Here is a 20,873-nt window from a genome sequence, read left to right as displayed (position 1 = left end):
GAGTTGGCGCAGACCAAACTTCAGCCCACGGCTTACAATAATATACAGGAGAAAATCGAAAATCATGCGGTCAAAATTTCAAGAAAAGTACGTATGATTCCGTAAAATGAGATAAGAGGTCATTGCGCAGACAAGAAGTCTTTGTGGTTCACTATTTTTCTTCGGGAATGGAACCCCTTCGGTAGGATTGGCTCTGGCCCTAAGATCTCCACTGGATTGCCTCATTGAATGTGAGTCCGAGTAAACAGAGCATCTGTCCGATCGTAGCGCGGGATTTGCCGGCGTCCATCATCTCTTTCTTGAGCTGTCCGGTGTCCAATAGAGAAGTCAGATTCAGACTATGTTCGGCAAATCAAGGCGCGCCACAGACTTTGACGATGGTGGATCATCGATCACCAAACACGTCTTTCCGGAAATCCGGCATCAACCGAATCAGATGTGCTTGCCTCCGGCAACAATCCTGTAGCCGATCAAAAGCACAATCGCCCCAAGAATGGCGAGCCCGATACTGGGTAGGTTGAAACCGGTAACAGTGCCCCAGCCCAAATAAGTGCCGATGTATCCCCCAATAACACCGCCTACAATTCCAATAATGATGGTGATTATGAAACCTCCGGGATCGTCTCCCGGAAGAATCAACTTGGCCAAAATACCCGCTACTAACCCCAATATAATCCATGCTAGAATTCCCATGAGATTCCCCCCATCAAGAATAAAGGCTATTTAATATGATGGCCTGAATGGCTGGAAAGTTTCGAAGCGATAAGGAGTTTTGCCGTTGTACGCTCTATAGTCAGTGCCCAAAATTCTGTCGTTTATCCCGCGAGTGAATAGCAGGATATTGGTAGGGACCGGCGTCTCTATCGGTCCATCTTGGCGATATCATTGATCATATTTAAGACGTGCCGGCACGGAGGCACGGCACCCACCAATACTCCTACTCCTCAATCGGACATTAATTTTGGCAATTCCTATAAACCCGAGAAGTTTGGGACTTCCACAGGGCGACGATCTCTGCACGGTGAAAAACATTGGAGATGGGCTAAGTGCCAAGATGAGGGATGATTGACGATCACTTTGTACAAGTGTCGGACGCCCAATCGGCTCCATTCGATCAGGATTCGTCCTGTTTGCCGTTTGGGATAGTAAAACGAAATATCGCCCCTTCCCCAAGTTCGGATTCTACCCAAACCCGCCCGCCATGCCGTTCCACGATTTTCTTGACTATCGCCAGTCCTATGCCTGTTCCGGTAAATGTATCCGTCCTGTTCAACTGCTGGAACACCTCAAAAATTCGATCGAAATATTCTGCTTCGATGCCTATTCCATTGTCCTGGACTGAAAATGACCATTCGCGTGGTCCTCTTTCGGCAGACACATGGATGTGCGGCGATTCTTCACGCCCGAATTTAATGGCATTCCCGATCAGATTTTGAAAGACTTGCAGCAACTGTGTGGAATCTCCGAATACTGTCGGCATTTCAGAGTGCGTAACCTTCGTTCCTCTTTCTCCGATAAGTCTTTCCAGATTCAGGATAGAGTGCTTTAGCACCTCTTGCGTATCCACCATCGTGAAAGTTTGTCCCCGACTCTGAATACGAGAATACTTTAAGAGGTCCTGTATGAGTGCCTGCATCCTTCTTGATTGCTCTATGGCAAAATGAATCAACAGGTCAGAATCTTGACCTAATTTGCCCTTATGCTCCTTCTCGAGCATTTGTAGAGCGTTTGATACGGAACGGACGGGCTCCTGCAGATCGTGTGAAGCTATGTAAGCAAATTGTTCAAGATCCGCATTCGACCTGACCAGGTCGTTAAGTGTCTTTTCCAGATCTTTTTCCGTTTGCCTCTGCACGGTGATGTCAATACCTATTTTAAGGATGAGAGGCGCCCCATTCCCATCTGTGAATGGGAAAGCGTAAGTATCGATGATAGAACCGCCAGCGGTTACACGCTCCCCATGATGGGGTTCATTGGTTTTCAGCACATTGCATGTCTCGCAGAATTCACAAGGTGCTTCCAACCCAAAACAGTATTCAAAGCAGCGTCTACCCTCGTGATCGCCGAATATCTCGCGAAAGCTGCGGTTCGCAAAAAGGACATGATAGTCTGGAGTCAACAGAATTACCATAACCGGCATGGTTTCAAGAATGTCGAACAACTTCTGGCGCTCGGCAGTTATAGTTTCTTTGGCAATCTCCAGTTCGGTCGTTCGTTCCTGAACTCGCAACTCCAATTCGTCATGAGCAGTCTTCAACTCCTGCTGCGCTCGTTTGAGTTCGGATATATCCTGTGCTGTGATGACTATTCCCTGGACACATCCATTTGAGCCTGCGAATTGCGAAATGGAACAGATTGCCGGAACTAGTTGCCCGGATTTGGCGAGAAGAGTAATCTCTCCTTTAGAGCATGAGCCCATTTCATGTGCCATGTGAGCAAGTCTATTTCCCAGTCCATCAAAGACAATAGATTCGATGGGCCTGTCCAGGAGTTCCTCTTCGGAATACCCCAAGAGGTCCGTAGCCGACTTGTTGACTCTTTTCACGAGCCCCTCGGCAGAAGTTACGATCAACGCCTCAGCCATGCAGGTGAAAATATTTTCGACATAATCCTTTCGTACAGTCGTGCGGAGAAGGTCTTCAGACATTCTGTTAAACGTATTGACGAGCTCCCCGATTTCATCGCCTGCGGGCACCGCCAAACGTATCCCCAATTCACCATTACCTATTTCACGGGCAGCTCGGGTAAGTTCAGTCACAGGGCGCAAGATTCCGCGTGAAATCCAATAACCCAGCATGAGGGCTACGATAATTGCAGTCAGAGCAACCATGAGAATTCTATGCTGGAGACTCTCAGCATAGGCCAAGGCAACTTTCTTCGGCCTTATTTCCGATTCCAATTTCATCTGTGCCAGAGCCATGGCGATGGTATCGATTTGATGAGTGGCATTTCGAAGATCCTGGAGCAATTCACTGTGATGAGAAAGAATGAAACGCTTCTTACCCGTCATAGCGTCGTCGTAAGCGTGGACCAAGGCGTCGCCGGCAAAAAACAATTCCTTCTCATGAGCTTTCAACTCTGAAACCAATCGCTCGCCATCCGACGTGACGACTCTGTCCTCCAAAACCTCGATCTCTTGTTTCAAGGAAGAGAGTCTCTGATAAAACTTCGTCCGATCCACCTCATCTCCCAGTGTGAGAAAGAGCAACAAGTGTCCTTCCGCACGCTGGGCGAAACTCATAGATTTAGTGGCTGCAATTATTCCTTCTTGCCGGTCGAGATAATCCGTCTCAATTTCCGCAAGCTTTACGCCATGAGATCGAAGCTTCGATGATAAATCCGATACATCCAATAAGGATCCAGCGTACTGAGATATATCAAAGGATCCTGTGTCCCCGTACTGCCGATCGTGGCTTTCTATCAATTTATCGACACTGGAGAGCAGAGCAGCAGCCTCTTTGGATGCTTCTTTCGCCACCTCTTTTGCTTTTGGGATCTTAATCACACTGTCCAAATCCATCACGTGTTCTTTGATGGCAGAGGAAATGTCCATAAGCTTTTGCTTTTGAGATTCATTGTGAAAGGTCAGATACCAGATGAGATGAGTCTGAAGCCTCTTAGCGTGCAAGCTCAAATCTGTCGCAGTGGCAACGATTGCGTGGACGCGTTCTTCACTTCCCTCAAAAGAACTGAGCATGTCCCGTGCAGCGAACCAGCCGAAAAAACCTGACACTGCTACGAGCATTGTTAAAATAAGGTAGCCACTCATCAATCTGGTTCGGATAGTCATTCCTAAATTCCCGCAGGATACGGCATTCGTGAAGATGAATATTGATGCTGTATCAGTGTTATTCAGCCATCTAGTATTTAGGCATGGAGGAACGGAGACGTACGTTTACAGCATAGGACCCGGTTCGTCAACACAGAAGTAGTTTTTCTGGCTATATCACAACCGAATACGGTAAGATGGATTGGTTTTCCGAGTCGAATCGGTTACTCGTCCGTTCAATTCGGCCGGGCGTGTCAAGATAATGAACCGGCTTGATGAAAAATCCTGCCGGTTTCTTATTTTCTGAGTGGCGACAGCATCAGTTCCTGCTAGAATCTGCTCACTCAGATGAACATGAATCCGAAATCTACTCTGCTCCGCAAAAATAATCGAAAGAGGCCGGCTTGAATTTGAGTACTCCTGCCGAAATCCCGAAGCCGTTTTGGCCTAGATTGGCCTTCTGGTTCATAGTAGCCGGAGCGCTTGTTCTCGCTTGGATGAACAGATTCATCCAGGACGATGCATTTATCTCCTTCAGATATGCCCTGAATCTCGTCAAAGGACACGGGCTGGTGTGGAATCCCGGCGAACGTATCGAGGGGTACACCAATTTTCTGTGGACGCTGTTCATGGCTATCCCCCATTTCATGGGAACCGATGTCGTGCAATTTGCGACGTGGCTGGGAATGGCTTTTTTCTTAGGCACTCTACTGCTGACGTACCGCACCGCTCTTGAGATAAGCAACTCTCAGGCAACGGCTCTTCTGACTCTGGTGCTGTTATCTACGAATTATACCTTCAGTGCGTATGCGACAGGTGGACTGGAAACCCAAATGCAGACCTGTCTGCTCATGGGCTGTGTGCTTCTTGCCATGGTCGGTACACGAAAAAAAGCCGGCGGAGGTATGCTGGCAGGGTATTCTGTTCTTGCAGGCCTCTCTATTCTTACTCGGCTGGATTCCGCAGTATACTTGATTCCCGTTACTCTCATGCTCTTCCGGTCCATTTCGGGCCGAGGCTCACGATCCGAGCAAATATCCCGAATCGTGTTGCTTTGCCTTCCGGCAGTTCTTCTCGTGCTTCCCTGGTTTCTGTGGAAACTCTCTTATTACGGCGACATTGTACCAAATACTTTTTACGCAAAATTCAACACGCAAACGAGCATGGTTCGTGGAGCACAGTATCTTTTCAGTTTCTATGCTGCGTACTGGTTATTACCTTTCGTGATACTTCTGCCATTTTCACTGAGGTTCATTCTGGAGAGGTCGCCGCGACATATTCTGCCTATTACCGTCGTGATTCTGCTGTGGAGCGGTTACGTGGTGTTTGTCGGGGGTGATTTCATGGAGTTCAGAATCCTTGTCCCCATTATCCCGTTGCTTATGATGTTCATTGCATGGCTCATCGTGGAATTTGTCCGGCAGATGGAAATCAGATACGCTTTGGTTCTGCTCGTTATTACCGGGTCGGCTTATCATGCCATAACGTTTGAGATGAATGGCAAAATCGGGTACGAAAGCATCTCATTCCTGGAAAAACACCTTACCCCTGATGGTGGGAACTGGATCGATATGGGGCGTGCTCTCGCAAAAGAGTTCAACGCCGACTCGGACGTGGCCATTGCCACGGGAGCTTCGGGAGCTATCCCCTACTATTCCGGACTCAGAGCCGTAGATCTGTACGGTCTTACTGACGAGCACATCGCCAAATACGGAGTTCCCTGGACCAGTGTGCCGGGCCACCAGAAAAGGGCTGAGCTGACGTACCTGGTATCCAGAGACGTTAATCTCGTAATAGGAGGAATGCGGCGCACTCCGGGAAACGAGAGTCGGGTTCACTCATACCAAGAAATGAGGGGTTGGCATGCAATAATCCACAGTCCACGGGATATCCCGCCAGATTCCTGCCTCATCGAAATTCCTACATCCGACGGGAGGACCTTCTTCGCCTGGTACGTTGTGAAAAACCCAACTATCGATAAAGCTATCGAAACGAAAAAGTGGCTCGTCCATCCCGTTGCAAGGCAATAAGATCGGGGAAACCCTTCTTGTAAGAAGTGTTTCCCCGAACCCCATCCCAAGAACTTCAAATGCTTTGTTCAAACTGCTTATTTCCTGTGGAAATAGGCAGTTTGACAAAATATTGAAAGTTTCTTAGAAGGGCTTGGGGAACCTTCTTTCCAAAGAAGGTTCCCCAAATCTTACTGCTTTCAGCTTTTTAGCTCTTTGATTTTTTCTTCGAGCGCGGGAACGACTTCATAGATATCGCCTACGATGCCGTATTGGGCAACCCGGAAGATAGGCGCCCGGGCGTCTTTATTGATGGCAACAATCAGCGGAGATCCCTTTATTCCTCCGACGTGCTGGAAAGCGCCGCTTATGCCGAGGGCAAGGTACACTTTCGGCTTTACTTCGATACCTGACGTTCCGACCTGGTGGTATTTGGGGAGAATACTCTTGTCCACGATAGGCCTTGAGCATGCGAGCACTCCGCCCATGGTATCGGCCAGTGACTCGAATACCTCCATGTCAGGCTCATCGCCGATGCCTCGACCGAGCGAAACGATGATATCCGCGGATGCAATATCAACATCGCCTTTTTCTGCTTCAAGATAGTTGAGAAATCTCTTTTTGAGCGGTTCGTCCCCCAATGGTGATGCGATTTTCTCCACAGCACCCGATTCGCTGCCTGCCGGTGAATAAGGAAATGAACCCGCTCGCAGCGTAATGACGATCCGTTCGGAATCCTTGAAAGATACCGTGGTATTCACCTTATAGCTGTACACCTGCCTGACAGCCAGCGGCTTGCCGTCCTGAACTTCCAGTCCGAAGCAGTCCATAGCGAGTGCGGCATCCAATACAACGGAAAGGCCGGGAGCGAGATCGATTACGGCATTAGAGTTTCCCATCAGCAGGACAAAAGGTCCGCGATCTTTCAGGATGGCAGCAAGAGCTTTCATGAAAGCCTCGGAGTTGAATGTCGCAAACCGGTCATCCTCCACTGCGATGACTTTCGGGCACTCTTTTGCCAGTTTGTCAGCCATTTCATCCACTGCGTCTGCAAGAACGAGACAGGTTACGTCGCCGCCGAGATCCGATGCAATCTTCTTGCCCGCTGCCAGTGCTTCCCAGGTGGTATCTCTCAATTGTTTATTGCGATGCTCAGCCAGAACGAAAATATTCATCAGCCGATACCTCCCTTTTCCTTCAGGATCTCAGCGAGCCGTGCAGCGGCTTCCTCAGCTTTGCCTTTGATTATCTCGGCTCCTTCGCCTTCAGGCGGCAAAGACATGGAAACCGTTTCCAGTCTGGAGCCGTCTGAGCCCACTTGAGAAGCATCGAGTCCTACATCGCCCAATTCCAGCACCGGAATGTCCAGACTCGCAACCTTGCGGACTGCACGAATGGACACGAACCTGGGCTCGTTTAAGCCTGTTGCCACGGAGATTACACAGGGCAGGTCCATTTCGATTGCTTCGTAGAGCCCGCCTTCCAATTCTCTGCGGAGTTTCACTTTCCCGTCTTCCACTTGTATTCCTGAAGCGAGAGTGGCCACCGGGATTCCGAGCATCGCAGCGAGCATCCCGCCGGTCTGACCCGAGCAGTTGTCGTCCGCGAGAGTACCCGTGAGCACGAGATCATGCGGGCGGTTTCTTATGAACTGAGCCAGAATACGGGCAGTGGCAAACCCGTCTGAGGCTTCCATGGCTTCATCCCAGATGTGGAATGCCTCGTCCGCTCCACGGGCAAGGCTTTCTCGAAGCATTTCTTCCGCATCTTCCGGAGCCACTGTTACCACTATCACCTTGCCTCCGGTCTTTTCTTTGATAAGGACAGCCTCTTCAATAGCAAATCGATCCCAGTCGTTCATATCATAACTGAGGTCATCCTTTTTGATGTCCTTGCCTCCCCCGGCGATCGCGAGATCGGCTTCGGAGGTATCGGGCGTCCATTTCATGCAGACTATAATATCCATCGCTCCTCCACATATTCCGCTGTCAGGTCAATGACCTGTCCACAAGCTCCACCAGATCGATAACCTCGATTTTGCCTTCGTTTCCGGTCGTTTTTACTGCGTCTTCAAGATTGATAAGGCAGAACGGGCAGGCAGTGACAATCACTTCCGCCTGGACTTCCTGAGCCATGCGGACTCTTTTTTCTCCCATGCGTTCTTTTTCTTCTTCGCTTTCGTACCACAGCAACAGGCCTCCGCCACTGCAGCAAAAGCTACGGGAAAAGGATCTGGTCATTTCACGTAATCGCATGCCGGGAACTCTCCCCAAAACGAATCTCGGGTCTTCATACATGTCGTTATGCCGACCGAGATAGCACGGATCATGATATGTCACCACCCTACTCTGCAAATAATCTCCCGACAATTGCAGCTTTCCCGATTTCAAGAGCTGAGCCATGAGTTGGGAGGCATGCAGGACAGGAAATTTTACGGGATAGTCATTCTTGATGACATTGAAAGCGTGGGGGTCAAATGTGACAATTTCCCTGAACTGTCGCTCTTGAAAAGCATCGATGTTTTTCTGAGCCACCTGTTCGAAGAGACCTTCTTCGCCAAGCCTGCGGATTTCATTTCCGGATTCGGTTTCGTCCTGACCGAGTATGCCGAAATCACAGGAAGCTTTGGACAGAATTCGTGCGAATGCTTTCGTGATTTCCTGAATTCTCGGATCGAAAGACCCGCAGGAATCTACAAAGAAGAGGTAGTCAGCAGAATCGCCTTTCTTCAGCTCTCTGACTTCCACCTCTTCGAGATCTTTCGCCCAGGCTGCACGTTTGACTTTATTGCCTCCATATGCATTGCCTTTCTTCTTTACCTGCTGCATGGGTTTTTGCAGGGATTGAGGAAGGCTGCCCTGGTCCAGGAGGTACCGTCGCATGTCCACGATCTTATCGATGTACTCGATGAATATCGGGCATTCCTGCTCGCAAGCTCCGCAGGTGGTGCATGACCAGATTTCTTCTTCGGTGATGACGTCACCTACGAACTTGGTGTTACCCGGATTCACAGCAGGCCCGAAGATCGGATAGTGTTCGTACGCATAATCTCGTGCCTTAATGCTGATCATTTTCGGAGAGAGCTTACGTCCGGCGGCATTTGCCGGGCAATTATCCGTGCATCGACCGCAATCGGCGCAGGAGTAAAAATCCAGAACATTTTTCCACGTGAATGCCTCAAAGCGGCCCACACCGCATTCTTCCATGGACATCCAGTCTTCTACCCCATAGCGCACAGGCTTTATCGCTCCCTTGTGCAGTTTAGCAAAAAACACGTTGGGCAAGGCTGTGATTACGTGGAAATGCTTCGAGATCGGCAGGTAATTGAGAAGCCCGAAGAAGACGAGAATGTGCAGCCAGTATCCGCCTACATGCAGTCTTTCCAGCAAAGCCGGATCTGCTCCGGACATGAAAAGCGACGCAAGAGCGGCTGCGGGCAGATATACTGCGGATGCTTCAGGATGAACGAGATATGCGCTACCGTCGTACAGCATGTCTGTAATCATGAGGGCTGACACCAGACCGAGGATTACGTACGCCTCATGCTCGTGACCTGCCCCTCCCGGATGATCGTACCGAGCCGGTTTGAACACTGCTCGCCTGATCATGCAAATAACACAGACCGCCAGAACAATCAGCACCGTATAGTCTTTCAGAGATTCGTACACGAACCCCGGAGTGCCGGTTAGTCCAGGCAGATGAAAACCAGTCGAAAAACCGCGACCGATAAGCGTCAACGATCTCAATGAGAGCAGTATGAATCCTGCGAAAAGCAAAATATGCAGAATTCCGGCTCCCAGATAGCGAGGCTGCCTCAGTTGACCGAATCCGTAGATCACAAGCATGCGAACACGTGCACCGATGTCGTCAAATCGGAAATCAGGCATCAGCTTTCGCAGCAGATCCATCCGGCGATACATGACGTAGCAGAAGAAGGAAACTGCGCCGACGAGAATCACCGCAGCAACAGTGGGAGCAGGAATACCGGCCAAAGGTAAATCTGCCGGCTCAAGGAGAGTCATCTACAAACCTCTTTGGTGGTGATGGGCTGCGATCGAGCGATCGCAAGCGGATCGACGTTCAACGACTCCCAGCGTGAATTCGCAGTAACCGTTCAGTTACGCGGAATAGAGAAGGTCTTCTCATGTGATTATGATACCGCTGACCTTCTAAATCCCCCCGAGTTCCCCTTCATTAGGGGGGGAATTGCACGTGCCTTCCTTACTCCCCTTTCAAAAAGGGGGGAAGGGGGGATTTTTCCCACGAATAACTGAACAGATACAATTCACAGGCGTATTTTTGCACCAAGATCAGCTTATCAACACCGCTAGAATTTTTGCCGGCTTATCACCGTGCGCTCGCACGAGATGCATGCTGGTGGAATCATAGTATATAGCGTCACCCGCCTTCAGCACATCTCGTGTATCGTCCACGAGCACTTCCATTTCACCTTCCAGGACGAAGATGAACTCCTGACCGTCATGACTGGAAGGCTCCTCACCCGCGGCAGGGTTCAGAGTAACAATGAATGGCTCCATGAGACGGTCTCTTTTGTTGGGAGCAAGGGACTCATATTCGTATCCATAGCCCGACTCGCGTGCTTTGCCGAATCGTGTGAAACTCTTTCTTTGATCGGCACGTACGATTGTGAACGGCTCCTGTCCTTTGGAAATGACATCGGCCATCTTCAACTGCAGCGCTTTACTGAGCTTGATCAATTGTCCCAGCGGAAGAAATCCTTCACCAGTTTCCAGTCTGCTCAGCGCCTCGGCGGATATGTCTGTCTTGGCTGCAAGTTCCTCGATGGTGAACCCCAGTCCTTCACGAGCGGCACGGATTCTCTCACCGTGACTGAGCGCTTCGTCAGTTTCGACCTTCTCCCGGGATGACGCCAAAGCCTGCGGGTCCGTCAAGAGATCGTGACCTTCTTTTTCTTCACCGTACTCGGAGGCCGTTTCTCTAAAATCTTCGTACGTATTGAGGTTCTTCTCATTCATGGTCTGAAAGTCCTTTCGCCATTTGCAGATCGTCGGCACTTACATAGATCTGCCCGGAACTCCGATATTTCTGGCGATTACTATTCTTTGCACTTCCGATGTGCCCTCACCGATGTCCAGCAGCTTCTGATTGCGATAATGTCGTTCAACTGCATAGTCTTTCATGAGACCGTAACCGCCGTGGAGTTGGACTGCATGGTTCGCTGCCCTGTAATAAGTCTCGGAACACACGAGCTTGGCCATAGCCGATATTTTCGGATTCAACTTATTGTTGTCCATGAGCCAACAGGCTTTGTAAAGGAGAAGCCTGGCCATTTCCAGTTCTGTGGCCATGTCCGCCAATTTGAAAGCATTAGCCTGGAAAGAGCCGATCGGCTTACCGAATTGTTTGCGCTTCTTCGAATAGTCCAGGCCAAGTTCAAAAGCGCCCTGGGCTCCTCCAAGTCCCATTGCCCCAATGGAAAGTCTGCCTCCGTCCAGGGTTTTGAGCATCTGGTGAAAACCCTCGCCTCGTTTGCCCAGCAAGTTTTCCTTGGGAACCCGGCAATCCTGAAAAGTCAATTCACCAGTATTTGACGATCTCCAACACATTTTACCATGCATGGTATTTGCCGTAAAACCTCGGGTGCCGTTCTCCACAAGGATGCAACTGATTTCGGGTTTCCTGGGGTCCGAGGAATCGGTAACGCATTGCACAGTACAGATTGCACTGATATCCGTCGATGAGTTGGTGATGAAGATCTTGCTCCCGTTGATGACCCATTCGTTCCCGTCCAGAACTGCGGTGGTCTGGGAAGCTCCGGCATCCGAACCTGCATCGGGCTCCGTTAACCCGAAAGAGGCAAGTATCTTGCCCTTGCACAGATCCGGCAGCCATTTCCTTTTCTGTTCTTCGGTCCCGAAATAATAGATAGGTGCTATTCCAAGAGAATTCCCTGCTGCTATGGTCGCGGCCTGTGAACCGTCTATGCGGGAGATCTCTTCGACGGTAATGATGTAATTGAGATAACCGACATCACTGCCTCCGTATTCCTCGGGCACGAATGGGCCGAAGAAATCCAGCTCACCCATCTTTCTGACCAGATCGTATGAAAACTCTTCCTTGTCATCCAATTCCTGGGCGACAGGTGCGATTTCCTTTTCCGCGAATTCCCGTACGACCTTCCTGGTTAGTTCCGCATCCTTTGGAAGATCAAAATTCATATTGGACCCCCTTGAACAGAGACATATAAAACGTACGGTATGTGGAGTACCCCTTTACCGAAGGGCTTCGTGGAGAACAAGTAAGCACTGAAGCGCGCTGTGACCCGACGGGGTGAGTATCCGTGCACCGGTTGACCACCTCAGGAGCCTGATGTGATGAGTCTTAATCAAGAGCCGAAGAGGAAGAATACGATTGAAGCTCTCTAATCCCAATTTAATTATCAGATCACAACTTTCCTTGTCAAGGCGAATACCGTCTTCTGCTCGTTCGACTCTTCGAGAAAGGAACTAGCTCAAGTAGTAGCATAATACCGTGTTAATCCGATACTCACAACTAGCTTGACGAGTAAGATCAAATATGACAAAAGAGACTGGGCTACTTTTGCACGGCCATAACATTACAATTTTGTCAGGTGAAAAAATTGTGATGCTGACTTCTTTATTTTTGTTTGCCCCATTTTCGGCCGTATAGGGCCATGGCATATGAGTTCGGCAGAGATCGAGGTGAGAGAGCACTAAAAAGACGAGTTCAGGGGAATTCGGAATGAACCCCGGACCCCGCTGGAGGGCTCATGAAGACCGTAGTCTCAACGGATTCGTATACTATTGCCGTGGAAGGAACCAAGAATCGTGTTTACATTACAATGCGCGGGTCCTGGACCAATCCTCAACAAATCGTAGGGTGGCTCGAAGGTCTTGCAGCGGCATTCAAATTGTGTAAGCCCGGCTTCACGGAATTTATCGATTGGACGGAAAGTAACGCGATTCTTCTTACGGATGAGATCGCCAAAGCACAGAAGCTTGCAATGGACGCGGGATTGCGCAAGGCTGCACGGCTCTACAAAGAGGAGACTTTTCTCAAGCTCCAGATGGATCGCCTGACAGAGAAGACAAATTTTCCGGTTAAATCGTTTTACGACAAGAAAGAAGCGGAAGCCTGGTTGGATGAAGCATAATTACTCACGATCCATTTCCCGGTCCGTTAATAGCGAGATGGAGCGCACGGCTCAATTCAGTGGCAGTGTATGGTTTTCGCACAATGCCGCAGAATCCGCACTCCTGATAATTCGACATAGCAGGATCGGTTAAATGGCCACTGGAAACGATGGCTCTGATCTGGGGATCTATCTGCAACAATCTTTCAATGGCCTCTTTGCCCCCCATTCCATCGAGTATGGTAAGGTCCATTATGGCCGCAGAGAACGGTCGATCGGAGTTCATAGCGGAGCTGTACGCCTGAATTGCTTCCAAGCCATCCTTGACCGTGTCAACCTCATATCCCAGAAAACTCAGCAGATCCTTTGAAACAGTCCTGATCGTCTCGTCATCATCCATTACCAGGACTCGTCCCGAGCCGAAAACAGGATTTTCACCAGAATCCGCAACAGATCTCTCGACTTCCGTTTCCGATGCGGGAAGATAGATGAAAAAGGTCGTGCCGATCCCAACTCGGGATCGTACTCTGAGATAGCCTCCATGCTTTTTGACGATAGAGTATGCAGTAGTGAGCCCCAGACCGGTACCATGAGGTTTGGTGGTGAAATAGGGATCGAAGATACGAGACAAATCTTGGGGTGCTATCCCGCACCCATTGTCTTCAACTGAAATCTTGACGTACTTGCCGGACTGTAAAGAAGAAATACCTTTCGGCCCGCTTCGCGGAAACGTCATATTTTCCGCTTTCAATCGAACGACTCCCCCTCCGATTGTTGCGTGCTGCGCATTTATCAGAAGATTCTGCATGACCTGACCGACCTGCGACTGGTCTATTTCTACGGGCCAGATATCATCAGGCACCTGCAGATGATATTTTACATGCGAACCGCTGAATGCTAACGCCGCATTATCTTGAAGGAGTTGCTTCACGCATGTCGGTTTGGGAGCAACCGGCCCCCCTTTTGTGAAGGTCAAGAGCTTGTGGGTCAGATTCTTGGCTTCCTCGACAGCTTTTTGGGCATTCTTGAGAGCCTCGTACGCCGGGCCTTCCCGGGAAATATGCATTTTTGCCAGAGAAATGTTCGCCAAATTGCCTGTAAGCAGATTATTGAAATCATGAATGATGCCGCTGGCAATCAGCTCGAGCGATTCCAGTTTTTGCGTCTTCAACTGCTCGAGTTCGACCATTTTACGTTCCGTAATGTCCCGGATGCTCACAAGCAGAGCCGGGTTCCCTTGCCAGTCCGTTTCTTCAGCTCGAAATTCCAGGACACTCATTTCTCCGCTCGGTCGGATGCCTTCTTTTTCGACTATCGAGCCAGGAGTTATCTCAAATTCAAAACGTGTGCCAGCGATTCCTTCAGGTTTGCTCAACAGGATCTTGGCAGCCGGATTCGCATAGAGCACCAATCCTTCAATATCGAGAACCGCTATTCCTTCTTTCGTTTTTTCCACCACACTGGAAAAACTTGCCTGACTGGCATGCAAAGTTTTCTCGACTTGCCGCCTGTGGGTGATTTCCTGCAGAAGTTTTTCATTAATTTTGTTGAGGTCTGCAGTGCGTTCCTTTACACGTTGATCGAGTTCATCTCGGCTTTTGAGGATCTCTCGTTTATGACGTTCTGTAAGGAGGAGCTGCCTTCGCTCGGCGGAAAGATCTTCGACCAGAGCCAGAATAGCCTCACCATTCCCCATCCTGAGCGCACGGAAATGCACACGCCCCCATATAACTGTTTTCTCTATCTCCAGGAGCGCTCCCGGTAAGATTCCTTTCCTGTCGACGAAGACGCTCCGGACCAATGTGTTAGCATCCTGTGCTACTGAACGATTCGGAAAAAGAGAGGAAAAAGGACGTCCCAAGATATTCGGGTAAGCCGCGTTAATTCTCTCCCATGAATTATTCAGGAAAATGATCGAGCAGGACTGATCGATCAAAAGACTTGGAACCGGCATGGATTGCAATAACTTACCGAAGGTGGTGTCAGGGACGTGACGAAAATCACATACTTCCGGAGACTTGAGTTCCTCAATCATCACGTTGAGGTCGATTGTTTCGGTCCCGAGTTTCGCTATAGGAACATCGTCTTCTTCATTATCGAGGGCATCGAAACTTGGCAATTCCCTGCCGTGGCTTGGCGCGTCAATCATGGTAGGCCCCCCTGGACTGATTCCAATTAATCGTGTAACTGTACAATTATGGAACAACAAGTCAATACAAAAAGACAAGGCTTTCACAAGAAACATCCATTTGAGACCAGCTATCATCTCTGAGATAAATGTTGACAAGTAAGTTCAACTACGTACGGTCTGAGTTACAGTCCAGAGTCTTCTGGGCCCTGTTCTAATAGTTCTGTTTGCTTTAGCTCTCAGACAGCGATTGAAACGGTGATTATCCGAAACTTTTTTGACTTAATGTGTATAAGTGTGTATAGTAATTCTGTGAGATGAAGTTGATTTCTTAGTGGTTCTGTGACCAGTAAAGACATAATCAGACTTTTGAAAGCGGATGGTTGGCATGAGGTGTGCTCGAGAAGGGAGTCATGTGCAGTTCAAACATCCAAGAAAACGGGGTCGCGTTACTTAGAAAGAAGTATGAAATGGCAACGTATATTGCACTTTTGCGCAAAGAAGAAAAGAGCGATTATGGTGTGGATTTTCCGGACTTCCCCGGCTGCATAACTGCGGGAACCACACTGGAAGAAGCACAAAAGAACGCTTCAGAAGCCCTGAAACTCCACATAAAGGGAATGCTCCAAGACGGGGAAACAATCCCGTCTCCGAGCACTCTTGATAAGATTACAGCAAATCCTGAGAATACTGGAGCAGTTCATTTTTTGGTGAAGGTGCCCGATCCAAAGACGAAACGAATCAATATCACGATTCCGGAAAGTGATCTCGAGATAATCGATGAGTACGCCCACAGAAGAAACATGTCTCGATCTGCATTCCTGGTTGAGGCTGCGAAACGTGCTGTACAAGAGAAACGGATTTGAGGTAAAACCGGGAACCTTTTTTACAGAGCATTCCCGAGATAGTACTGTTTTTGAAAGCACAGTGGTTTAGCCTATGCAGGAAGAACAAACAATTCGCCGCTGCTCGTGGGTGGATCTCACAAAACCGGATTACATCGAATATCACGATCGAGAATGGGGCGTCCCTGTTCACGACGACCGGCTTCTATTCGAATTCCTTATCCTGGAAGGGGCTCAGGCCGGATTGAGCTGGTATACGGTGCTGAGAAAACGGGAGAATTACCGCATTGCCTTCGATTCTTTCGATCCCGAAAAAGTGGCTGGGTACGATGACCAGAAGATTCAGGCACTTCTCGCAAACCCAGGTATTATCCGCAACAAGGCGAAAATACTCGCAGCGATTACCAATGCTCGAGGGTTTCTGAAAATCCGCGAAGAATTCGGGAGCTTCGACGCCTATATCTGGAGATTTGTCGATGGGAAGCCGATTGTTAACGAACCGAGAGAGTTGAAGGATTGTCCCGCGACCAGTCGCGAATCCGACTTACTGAGCAAAGACCTGCGTCAAAGAGGATTCAAGTTCGTCGGTTCGACAATATGTTATGCTCATATGCAAGCAACCGGAATGGTCAACGATCATATGATTTATTGCTTCCGAAAGCAGGAGATCGTCGAAAGTTACTCCCGGCATAATCACTCTCCACTGGATAAACGAACTTAGGCTCAATAGTACACTTTCGTGAACGTGCAACCTTGACAATAGGCATGGCCATGGGTACCACGATGAATCCCGCCAGTCACCAGTTTCCTGAATCCACGTAGGAACCCTCGCTGTTTTGTGGTATAAGAACTGAGCCCTGAACACGAAATATCAGGAAATTCTCGATCTGCTGGGGTTTGTTCGAGGGCAAGAATGCGGAGCTGCAGACTGAGAGTATTTCCCGAATCGGCTTAAAAGACACATGAAATCCACTCTGTCAAAGTTGAGAGAAAGCGAACGAGAAACACGCAGACACCTTATCATCGATGCTGCAATCAAATTGTTCGCTACGAAGCCCTTCAATCAAGTCGGAATGCGAGATATAGCTGCCGGCGCAGGTCTCTCGCCTGCCTCGATTTATCGCTATTTCTCGGATCGAGACGCTCTCTTTGTCGAAGCGCTCTGGAGGGAAAGCGAAGCCATAGGCGTCAAGATAAGGCAGATCGCGCAGGAAGGTGTCAATCAGCCGGTTGAAAAAGTGGCTGTAGACTTCGTTGAATACCTCATGGAGCACGACACATTCTTCCAGATGATGACGCACTTCATGATTGACGGCGGCATGTCCGAAAAGGCTCTGGAGCGGTTCAACGAGGTTGAAAGAAGCCTCTTGAGCACCTTTGACCAGCTTTTTACCAAAGCAGGAGTGCAAGGCAACGTTCGTCTCATTTCACACGCTTTCTTTGCCGCCCTGAACGGTCTCCTGATCACCTTCAGGAATTATCCGGGTCGCAAGAAAGAAGAAAGCAGGCGTCACATACAGCGCCTGGCCACGATTATGGCGGAGATTTTCCGGGAAGGAGCCGTTGCCAGAGACAGAAGAAAGTAGGAAACGTGGAGATCGGTCAGGTAGCACGTGCGGGCTCTTCAATATAATCAATAATATCGATAGAATGGACCGACGGGGAGACTATAGTTTTGCCCTCTTTGAGAATATTGAAACGCGCCAACCGCGCGTTTCAATATTCTCAAAGAGGGCAAAACTATAGGGGACGCCGATCCTTACTGATGTCTTGTTACGCTAATCCGGCATCAATTACCGTCTCGCAGTGCAGTCTTCAGGACCTTTCCCACCGGATTCTTCGGGAGAGCATCGACAAAGCGAACGTCTTTGACGCACTTGTACGACGCCAGCCGTTGTTTGCACACATTCATAATATCTTCAGCGCTGACTTGCTGATCGGGTTTCACCACGACATAGGCGACGGGAATTTCTCCCCATCTGCTATCGGGAAGGCCGACAACCGCGGTTTCTGCCACACCCGGACACATACAGATTACGGCTTCCAATTCCGCTGGATATATGTTCTCACCGCCGCTGATGATCATGTCCTTTAACCGGTCCACCACATAGAAGAATCCCTCAGTGTCCACTCTGCCCAAATCGCCGGATCTATACCAGCCATCGACAAATGCAGCTCGGGTGGCTTCAGGATTATCCCAATACTCCTTGAACACCATAGGACCTTTGCAGAGAATTTCTCCGACTTCTCCTGTGGGAAGCGGTACTCCCGACTGCGGATCGACAATCTTCAGATCACCGTGAAAAACCGGCTTCCCCTGGGAGTTGGATTTCTCCAGTGGCATGTCGTGAGTCCAGAAGGTTACGGCTCCAGAATATTCGGTAATACCATAGACTTGTTGAACTTTAACGCCCATATCGAGGTACGCCCGGATAAGAGATTCCGGCACACTCGACGCCCCGCAGGTAATAGTCTTAAGACTGGAAGCATCCACCGTCCTGGCTTTAGCTACCATGAGCATGGCTTGCAGCATGAGGGGAACGCTCATCATGGTCGTAATTCGCTCGGTTGCAATGGTGTTCCATACGGCTACCGGGTCGAAATTCGGCATAAAAAAAGTGGTGCTCCCTTTGTGCACGTTCGTGATGAGAGGGGCCAAACCGCCTATATGAAACAGGGGCGCAATCGATAAGAATCGATGATCGTAATTCCATTCAATCGTGTGAGAAATCGCAGTAGAAGACCAGAATAGATTGTCATGGGTGAGGACGGCACCTTTGGGTTTCCCGGTGGTTCCCGACGTGTACATGATTATTGCGGGATCGTCACCACCCGCAGAACACTCCGGGTCTACTGCAGATCTACCCTTGAGCGCTTCTTCAAATTCGATATCCGAACCGTCCGATCCTTTCCGAATAAAGTTCCGAATCGGGATATTGGTTCTAAGAGCCTGAATAGCGTCGGAGAATTCAGCGTCGTATACGAGGCAGGAAGGGGTGCAATCACGGAGTATGTACTCTAATTCCGCTACCTGAAGACGCCAGTTCAACATGACAGCTATGGCTCCGATTTTTCCTGCGGCAAAAAGTGTGGTGCCGACATGCTCGTTATTCTTGCAAAGGATGGCAACTCGATCTCCGCCGCCAATACCTTGCTCTTTCAAATAATCGGCTAATTGGTTCGCTCGGGCATTTGCCTCACTGAACGAATAGCGATATCCGTCTCCAATCGATCCCTCTCTGTCAGGGGACAGATACGCACGATATCCCATCATTCTCCCAATGTTGAATTTCATCCTCGGCCTCCTACTTCCTGTTTGCGTATAACCTCCGGAACAGCTCCGTCGAGTGGCATAGAATGATTTGGTAATTTCGCTGCAGCGACTAATGGCAGGGTCCCGACCTCATCAAGAGCACGCTCCTGGTACACTCGAAACAAGCGATCCCAAAAGAGCTCCCAGGCGGCGGCACGTTCCATGGACACTTCATCCCGTTTGAAGAAAGGCGGATTGTCGAGAAACTCCCTTAGCATTCCGGCAAATTCTCCGACAACATCTTTCGCTACGCCTTCAAGTATGTTCGATACAAACTCTTCGGGTGGGTACCAGGCTTTTACCCGATCCAGGTCACGGAAGACCTGCATGAGAAGCACGTTACGAGGCCCTTCCCACAGCTCGTTTACCGTGGCATCGCGAAGCAGCCTTGGCAAGGAAGAGAAATCTTCGATCACTCCGTGACCGCCAAAGAGCGAGATTGCTTTTCGAATAACGTCAACCGTTTCATATGCTGTCACCATCTTTTGAATGATGATCAGTTCTCTCAGGTTGAACTGCTCCTTCTTGCGTTCCTTGTCCCTATCCGAGCCAAGGCCTCCTTGAAGCCTTTTGCCCAGCCGGAGATGAAGGTCATAGACTTTGAATGCTCCTGCGGCTGTCCGTTGAGCAGCCCGAATCACATCCTGCACCTGTTTGGCAGCAAGTGGAAATTCGGAGATTTTTTGTCCGAAAGCCTCACGAAACTCGCTGTAGATCAAAGCTTCACGAGCAGAGCGGGTCATTAAGGCAGCACTGCAGACACCGACGGCAATTCGCGATAGAGTCAGTACAATGCCCACGACATTGGCTACGCCTCGATCTACCGGGCCGATTGCGTAAGCCACGGCTCCGTCATAATCCACTTCTGCGGTCGGCAATTCAACGGTACCGAGTTTCCATTTGAGGCGATTGATACGATACCCGTTTCGTCTCTGCAACTTTTTGTCACCATGCCACGAAGGCACAACAAACGTTCCGATATGGTCAGTGCCTTTAACTTTCGCTGTGACGACGCTGTAGTCGGCGTGCATGGCCGAACAGAAGAACTTATTGCCGTAAAGTTTGTAATGGTCGGCCTGGGGATGCGCCTCCAAAACATTAGCAGGGATGTCGGAACCGCCCTGGATTTCCGTTATGAATTGTGCTCCGATACCGAACTCGCCTTGAATACCTTCCTTGCAGTGTACGAGGATTCTTTCCACTTCCGGGTGGCGGTCTTCCGGAAAAGCCTCTATCAGAGCGATGAGCCCGTCGGTACAGGCAATCGGGCACATGACGCCAATTTCCCCGAGCTCCTGCAGCATCAGCCGTTTCGTGAATTGTTCCCAGGGGGAAGTTCGTGCGGCAAAGAGCGCTTCGCCAAAAATCCCTTTTTCGAGCAATTCCGTTTCTCCGCAGCGCACGATGCGGTCAATGCGATTATTGTGTGCGTCATAATGCTGAAGAAACGGGCGGAATTCCGGACGTGCAGCTTCCGAAGCCAGGTCACGCCATTCATAGGAAACTCTGGGAGAAAATGCGAGGAGCTTTTCATGAACGAGAAGCCAGTCATCTCCGGCGTAGTGTTTGACCAGTTGTTGCAGAAAAGGATCATCCCGATAGAAGTCGATTCCTCGAATCGTTTCAGTAAAGGGAGTGAACGAATAGGGATTCAGTTGACTTTGTTCGTACATT

15 protein-coding genes are annotated in these 20,873 nt (G+C 49.6%); 5 read left to right on the top strand and 10 right to left on the bottom strand.

Annotated elements, in window-relative coordinates; translation table 11 throughout:
• Window positions 1-432 precede the first annotated feature (432 nt).
• Together DESTI_RS10350 and DESTI_RS28720 are read right to left on the bottom strand one after the other, a co-directional pair.
• Window positions 433-693, bottom strand: coding sequence for a GlsB/YeaQ/YmgE family stress response membrane protein (locus DESTI_RS10350; protein WP_014809913.1), 261 nt, complete (start codon window positions 691-693; stop codon window positions 433-435).
• Window positions 694-1,114: 421 nt separating this feature from the next.
• Window positions 1,115-3,790, bottom strand: coding sequence for an ATP-binding protein (locus tag DESTI_RS28720; protein WP_014809912.1), 2,676 nt, complete (start codon window positions 3,788-3,790; stop codon window positions 1,115-1,117).
• A 383-nt stretch (window positions 3,791-4,173) separates the two neighbouring features.
• On the opposite strand from DESTI_RS28720, the gene DESTI_RS10340 reads away from it, so the two are divergent.
• A complete protein-coding gene (locus DESTI_RS10340) occupies window positions 4,174-5,799 on the top strand; it encodes a DUF8728 domain-containing protein (RefSeq protein WP_014809911.1) in 1,626 nt (541 codons plus the stop codon).
• Between the two features lie 179 nt (window positions 5,800-5,978).
• Here the strand turns inward: DESTI_RS10340 and DESTI_RS10335 are convergent, their stop codons facing one another.
• The 5 genes from DESTI_RS10335 to DESTI_RS10310 form a co-directional block, all read right to left on the bottom strand.
• Window positions 5,979-6,953 carry an electron transfer flavoprotein subunit alpha/FixB family protein gene (locus DESTI_RS10335; protein ID WP_014809910.1) on the bottom strand — a complete coding sequence of 325 codons (975 nt, stop codon included), beginning with the start codon at window positions 6,951-6,953 and terminating at the stop codon, window positions 5,979-5,981.
• Window positions 6,953-7,744, bottom strand: a complete 792-nt coding sequence (locus DESTI_RS10330) for an electron transfer flavoprotein subunit beta/FixA family protein (RefSeq protein ID WP_014809909.1) — start codon at window positions 7,742-7,744, stop codon at window positions 6,953-6,955. Before DESTI_RS10330 ends, DESTI_RS10335 begins: the two co-directional genes overlap by 1 nt.
• A 22-nt stretch (window positions 7,745-7,766) precedes the next feature.
• On the bottom strand, window positions 7,767-9,800 hold the full coding sequence (locus DESTI_RS10325) for a (Fe-S)-binding protein (protein WP_014809908.1): 2,034 nt from the start codon (window positions 9,798-9,800) through the stop codon (window positions 7,767-7,769).
• Between the two features lie 288 nt (window positions 9,801-10,088).
• Window positions 10,089-10,775 (bottom strand): helix-turn-helix domain-containing protein, encoded by a 687-nt coding sequence (locus DESTI_RS10315; RefSeq protein WP_014809907.1) that lies wholly within the window; start codon window positions 10,773-10,775, stop codon window positions 10,089-10,091.
• 39 nt (window positions 10,776-10,814) lie between these two features.
• Window positions 10,815-11,978: an acyl-CoA dehydrogenase family protein gene (locus tag DESTI_RS10310; protein ID WP_014809906.1), complete on the bottom strand. Its 1,164-nt coding sequence runs from the start codon at window positions 11,976-11,978 to the stop codon at window positions 10,815-10,817.
• A 572-nt stretch (window positions 11,979-12,550) separates the two neighbouring features.
• Between DESTI_RS10310 and DESTI_RS10305 the strand changes: the two genes are divergently transcribed.
• Complete coding sequence (locus DESTI_RS10305) at window positions 12,551-12,934, top strand: hypothetical protein (protein WP_014809905.1); 384 nt, start codon at window positions 12,551-12,553, stop codon at window positions 12,932-12,934.
• Window positions 12,935-12,938: 4 nt separating this feature from the next.
• On the opposite strand, the gene DESTI_RS28715 is transcribed toward DESTI_RS10305, so the two are convergent.
• On the bottom strand, window positions 12,939-15,062 hold the full coding sequence (locus DESTI_RS28715) for a hybrid sensor histidine kinase/response regulator (protein ID WP_014809904.1): 2,124 nt from the start codon (window positions 15,060-15,062) through the stop codon (window positions 12,939-12,941).
• 449 nt (window positions 15,063-15,511) lie between these two features.
• On the opposite strand from DESTI_RS28715, the gene DESTI_RS10295 reads away from it, so the two are divergent.
• From DESTI_RS10295 to DESTI_RS10285, 3 genes are all read left to right on the top strand, one after another.
• Complete coding sequence (locus DESTI_RS10295; protein ID WP_014809903.1) at window positions 15,512-15,907, top strand: type II toxin-antitoxin system HicB family antitoxin; 396 nt, start codon at window positions 15,512-15,514, stop codon at window positions 15,905-15,907.
• Window positions 15,908-15,980: 73 nt separating this feature from the next.
• Entirely contained in the window at window positions 15,981-16,607 is a 627-nt protein-coding gene (locus tag DESTI_RS10290) for a DNA-3-methyladenine glycosylase I (protein ID WP_014809902.1), read from the top strand.
• 241 nt (window positions 16,608-16,848) lie between these two features.
• Complete coding sequence (locus DESTI_RS10285) at window positions 16,849-17,472, top strand: TetR/AcrR family transcriptional regulator (RefSeq protein WP_014809901.1); 624 nt, start codon at window positions 16,849-16,851, stop codon at window positions 17,470-17,472.
• A gap of 203 nt (window positions 17,473-17,675) precedes the next feature.
• Here the strand turns inward: DESTI_RS10285 and DESTI_RS10280 are convergent, their stop codons facing one another.
• Window positions 17,676-19,181 carry a class I adenylate-forming enzyme family protein gene (locus tag DESTI_RS10280; protein ID WP_014809900.1) on the bottom strand — a complete coding sequence of 502 codons (1,506 nt, stop codon included), beginning with the start codon at window positions 19,179-19,181 and terminating at the stop codon, window positions 17,676-17,678.
• Window positions 19,178-20,872 (bottom strand): acyl-CoA dehydrogenase family protein, encoded by a 1,695-nt coding sequence (locus DESTI_RS10275; RefSeq protein ID WP_014809899.1) that lies wholly within the window; start codon window positions 20,870-20,872, stop codon window positions 19,178-19,180. Before DESTI_RS10275 ends, DESTI_RS10280 begins: the two co-directional genes overlap by 4 nt.
• Between the last annotated feature and the right edge of the window lies 1 nt (window position 20,873).

It is taken from the genome of Desulfomonile tiedjei DSM 6799, assembly GCF_000266945.1.
Taxonomy (GTDB): Bacteria; Desulfobacterota; Desulfomonilia; order Desulfomonilales; family Desulfomonilaceae; genus Desulfomonile; species Desulfomonile tiedjei.
The sequence above is the reverse complement of the archived record's forward strand: the minus strand, read 5'-3'. Positions and strand labels throughout refer to the sequence as shown.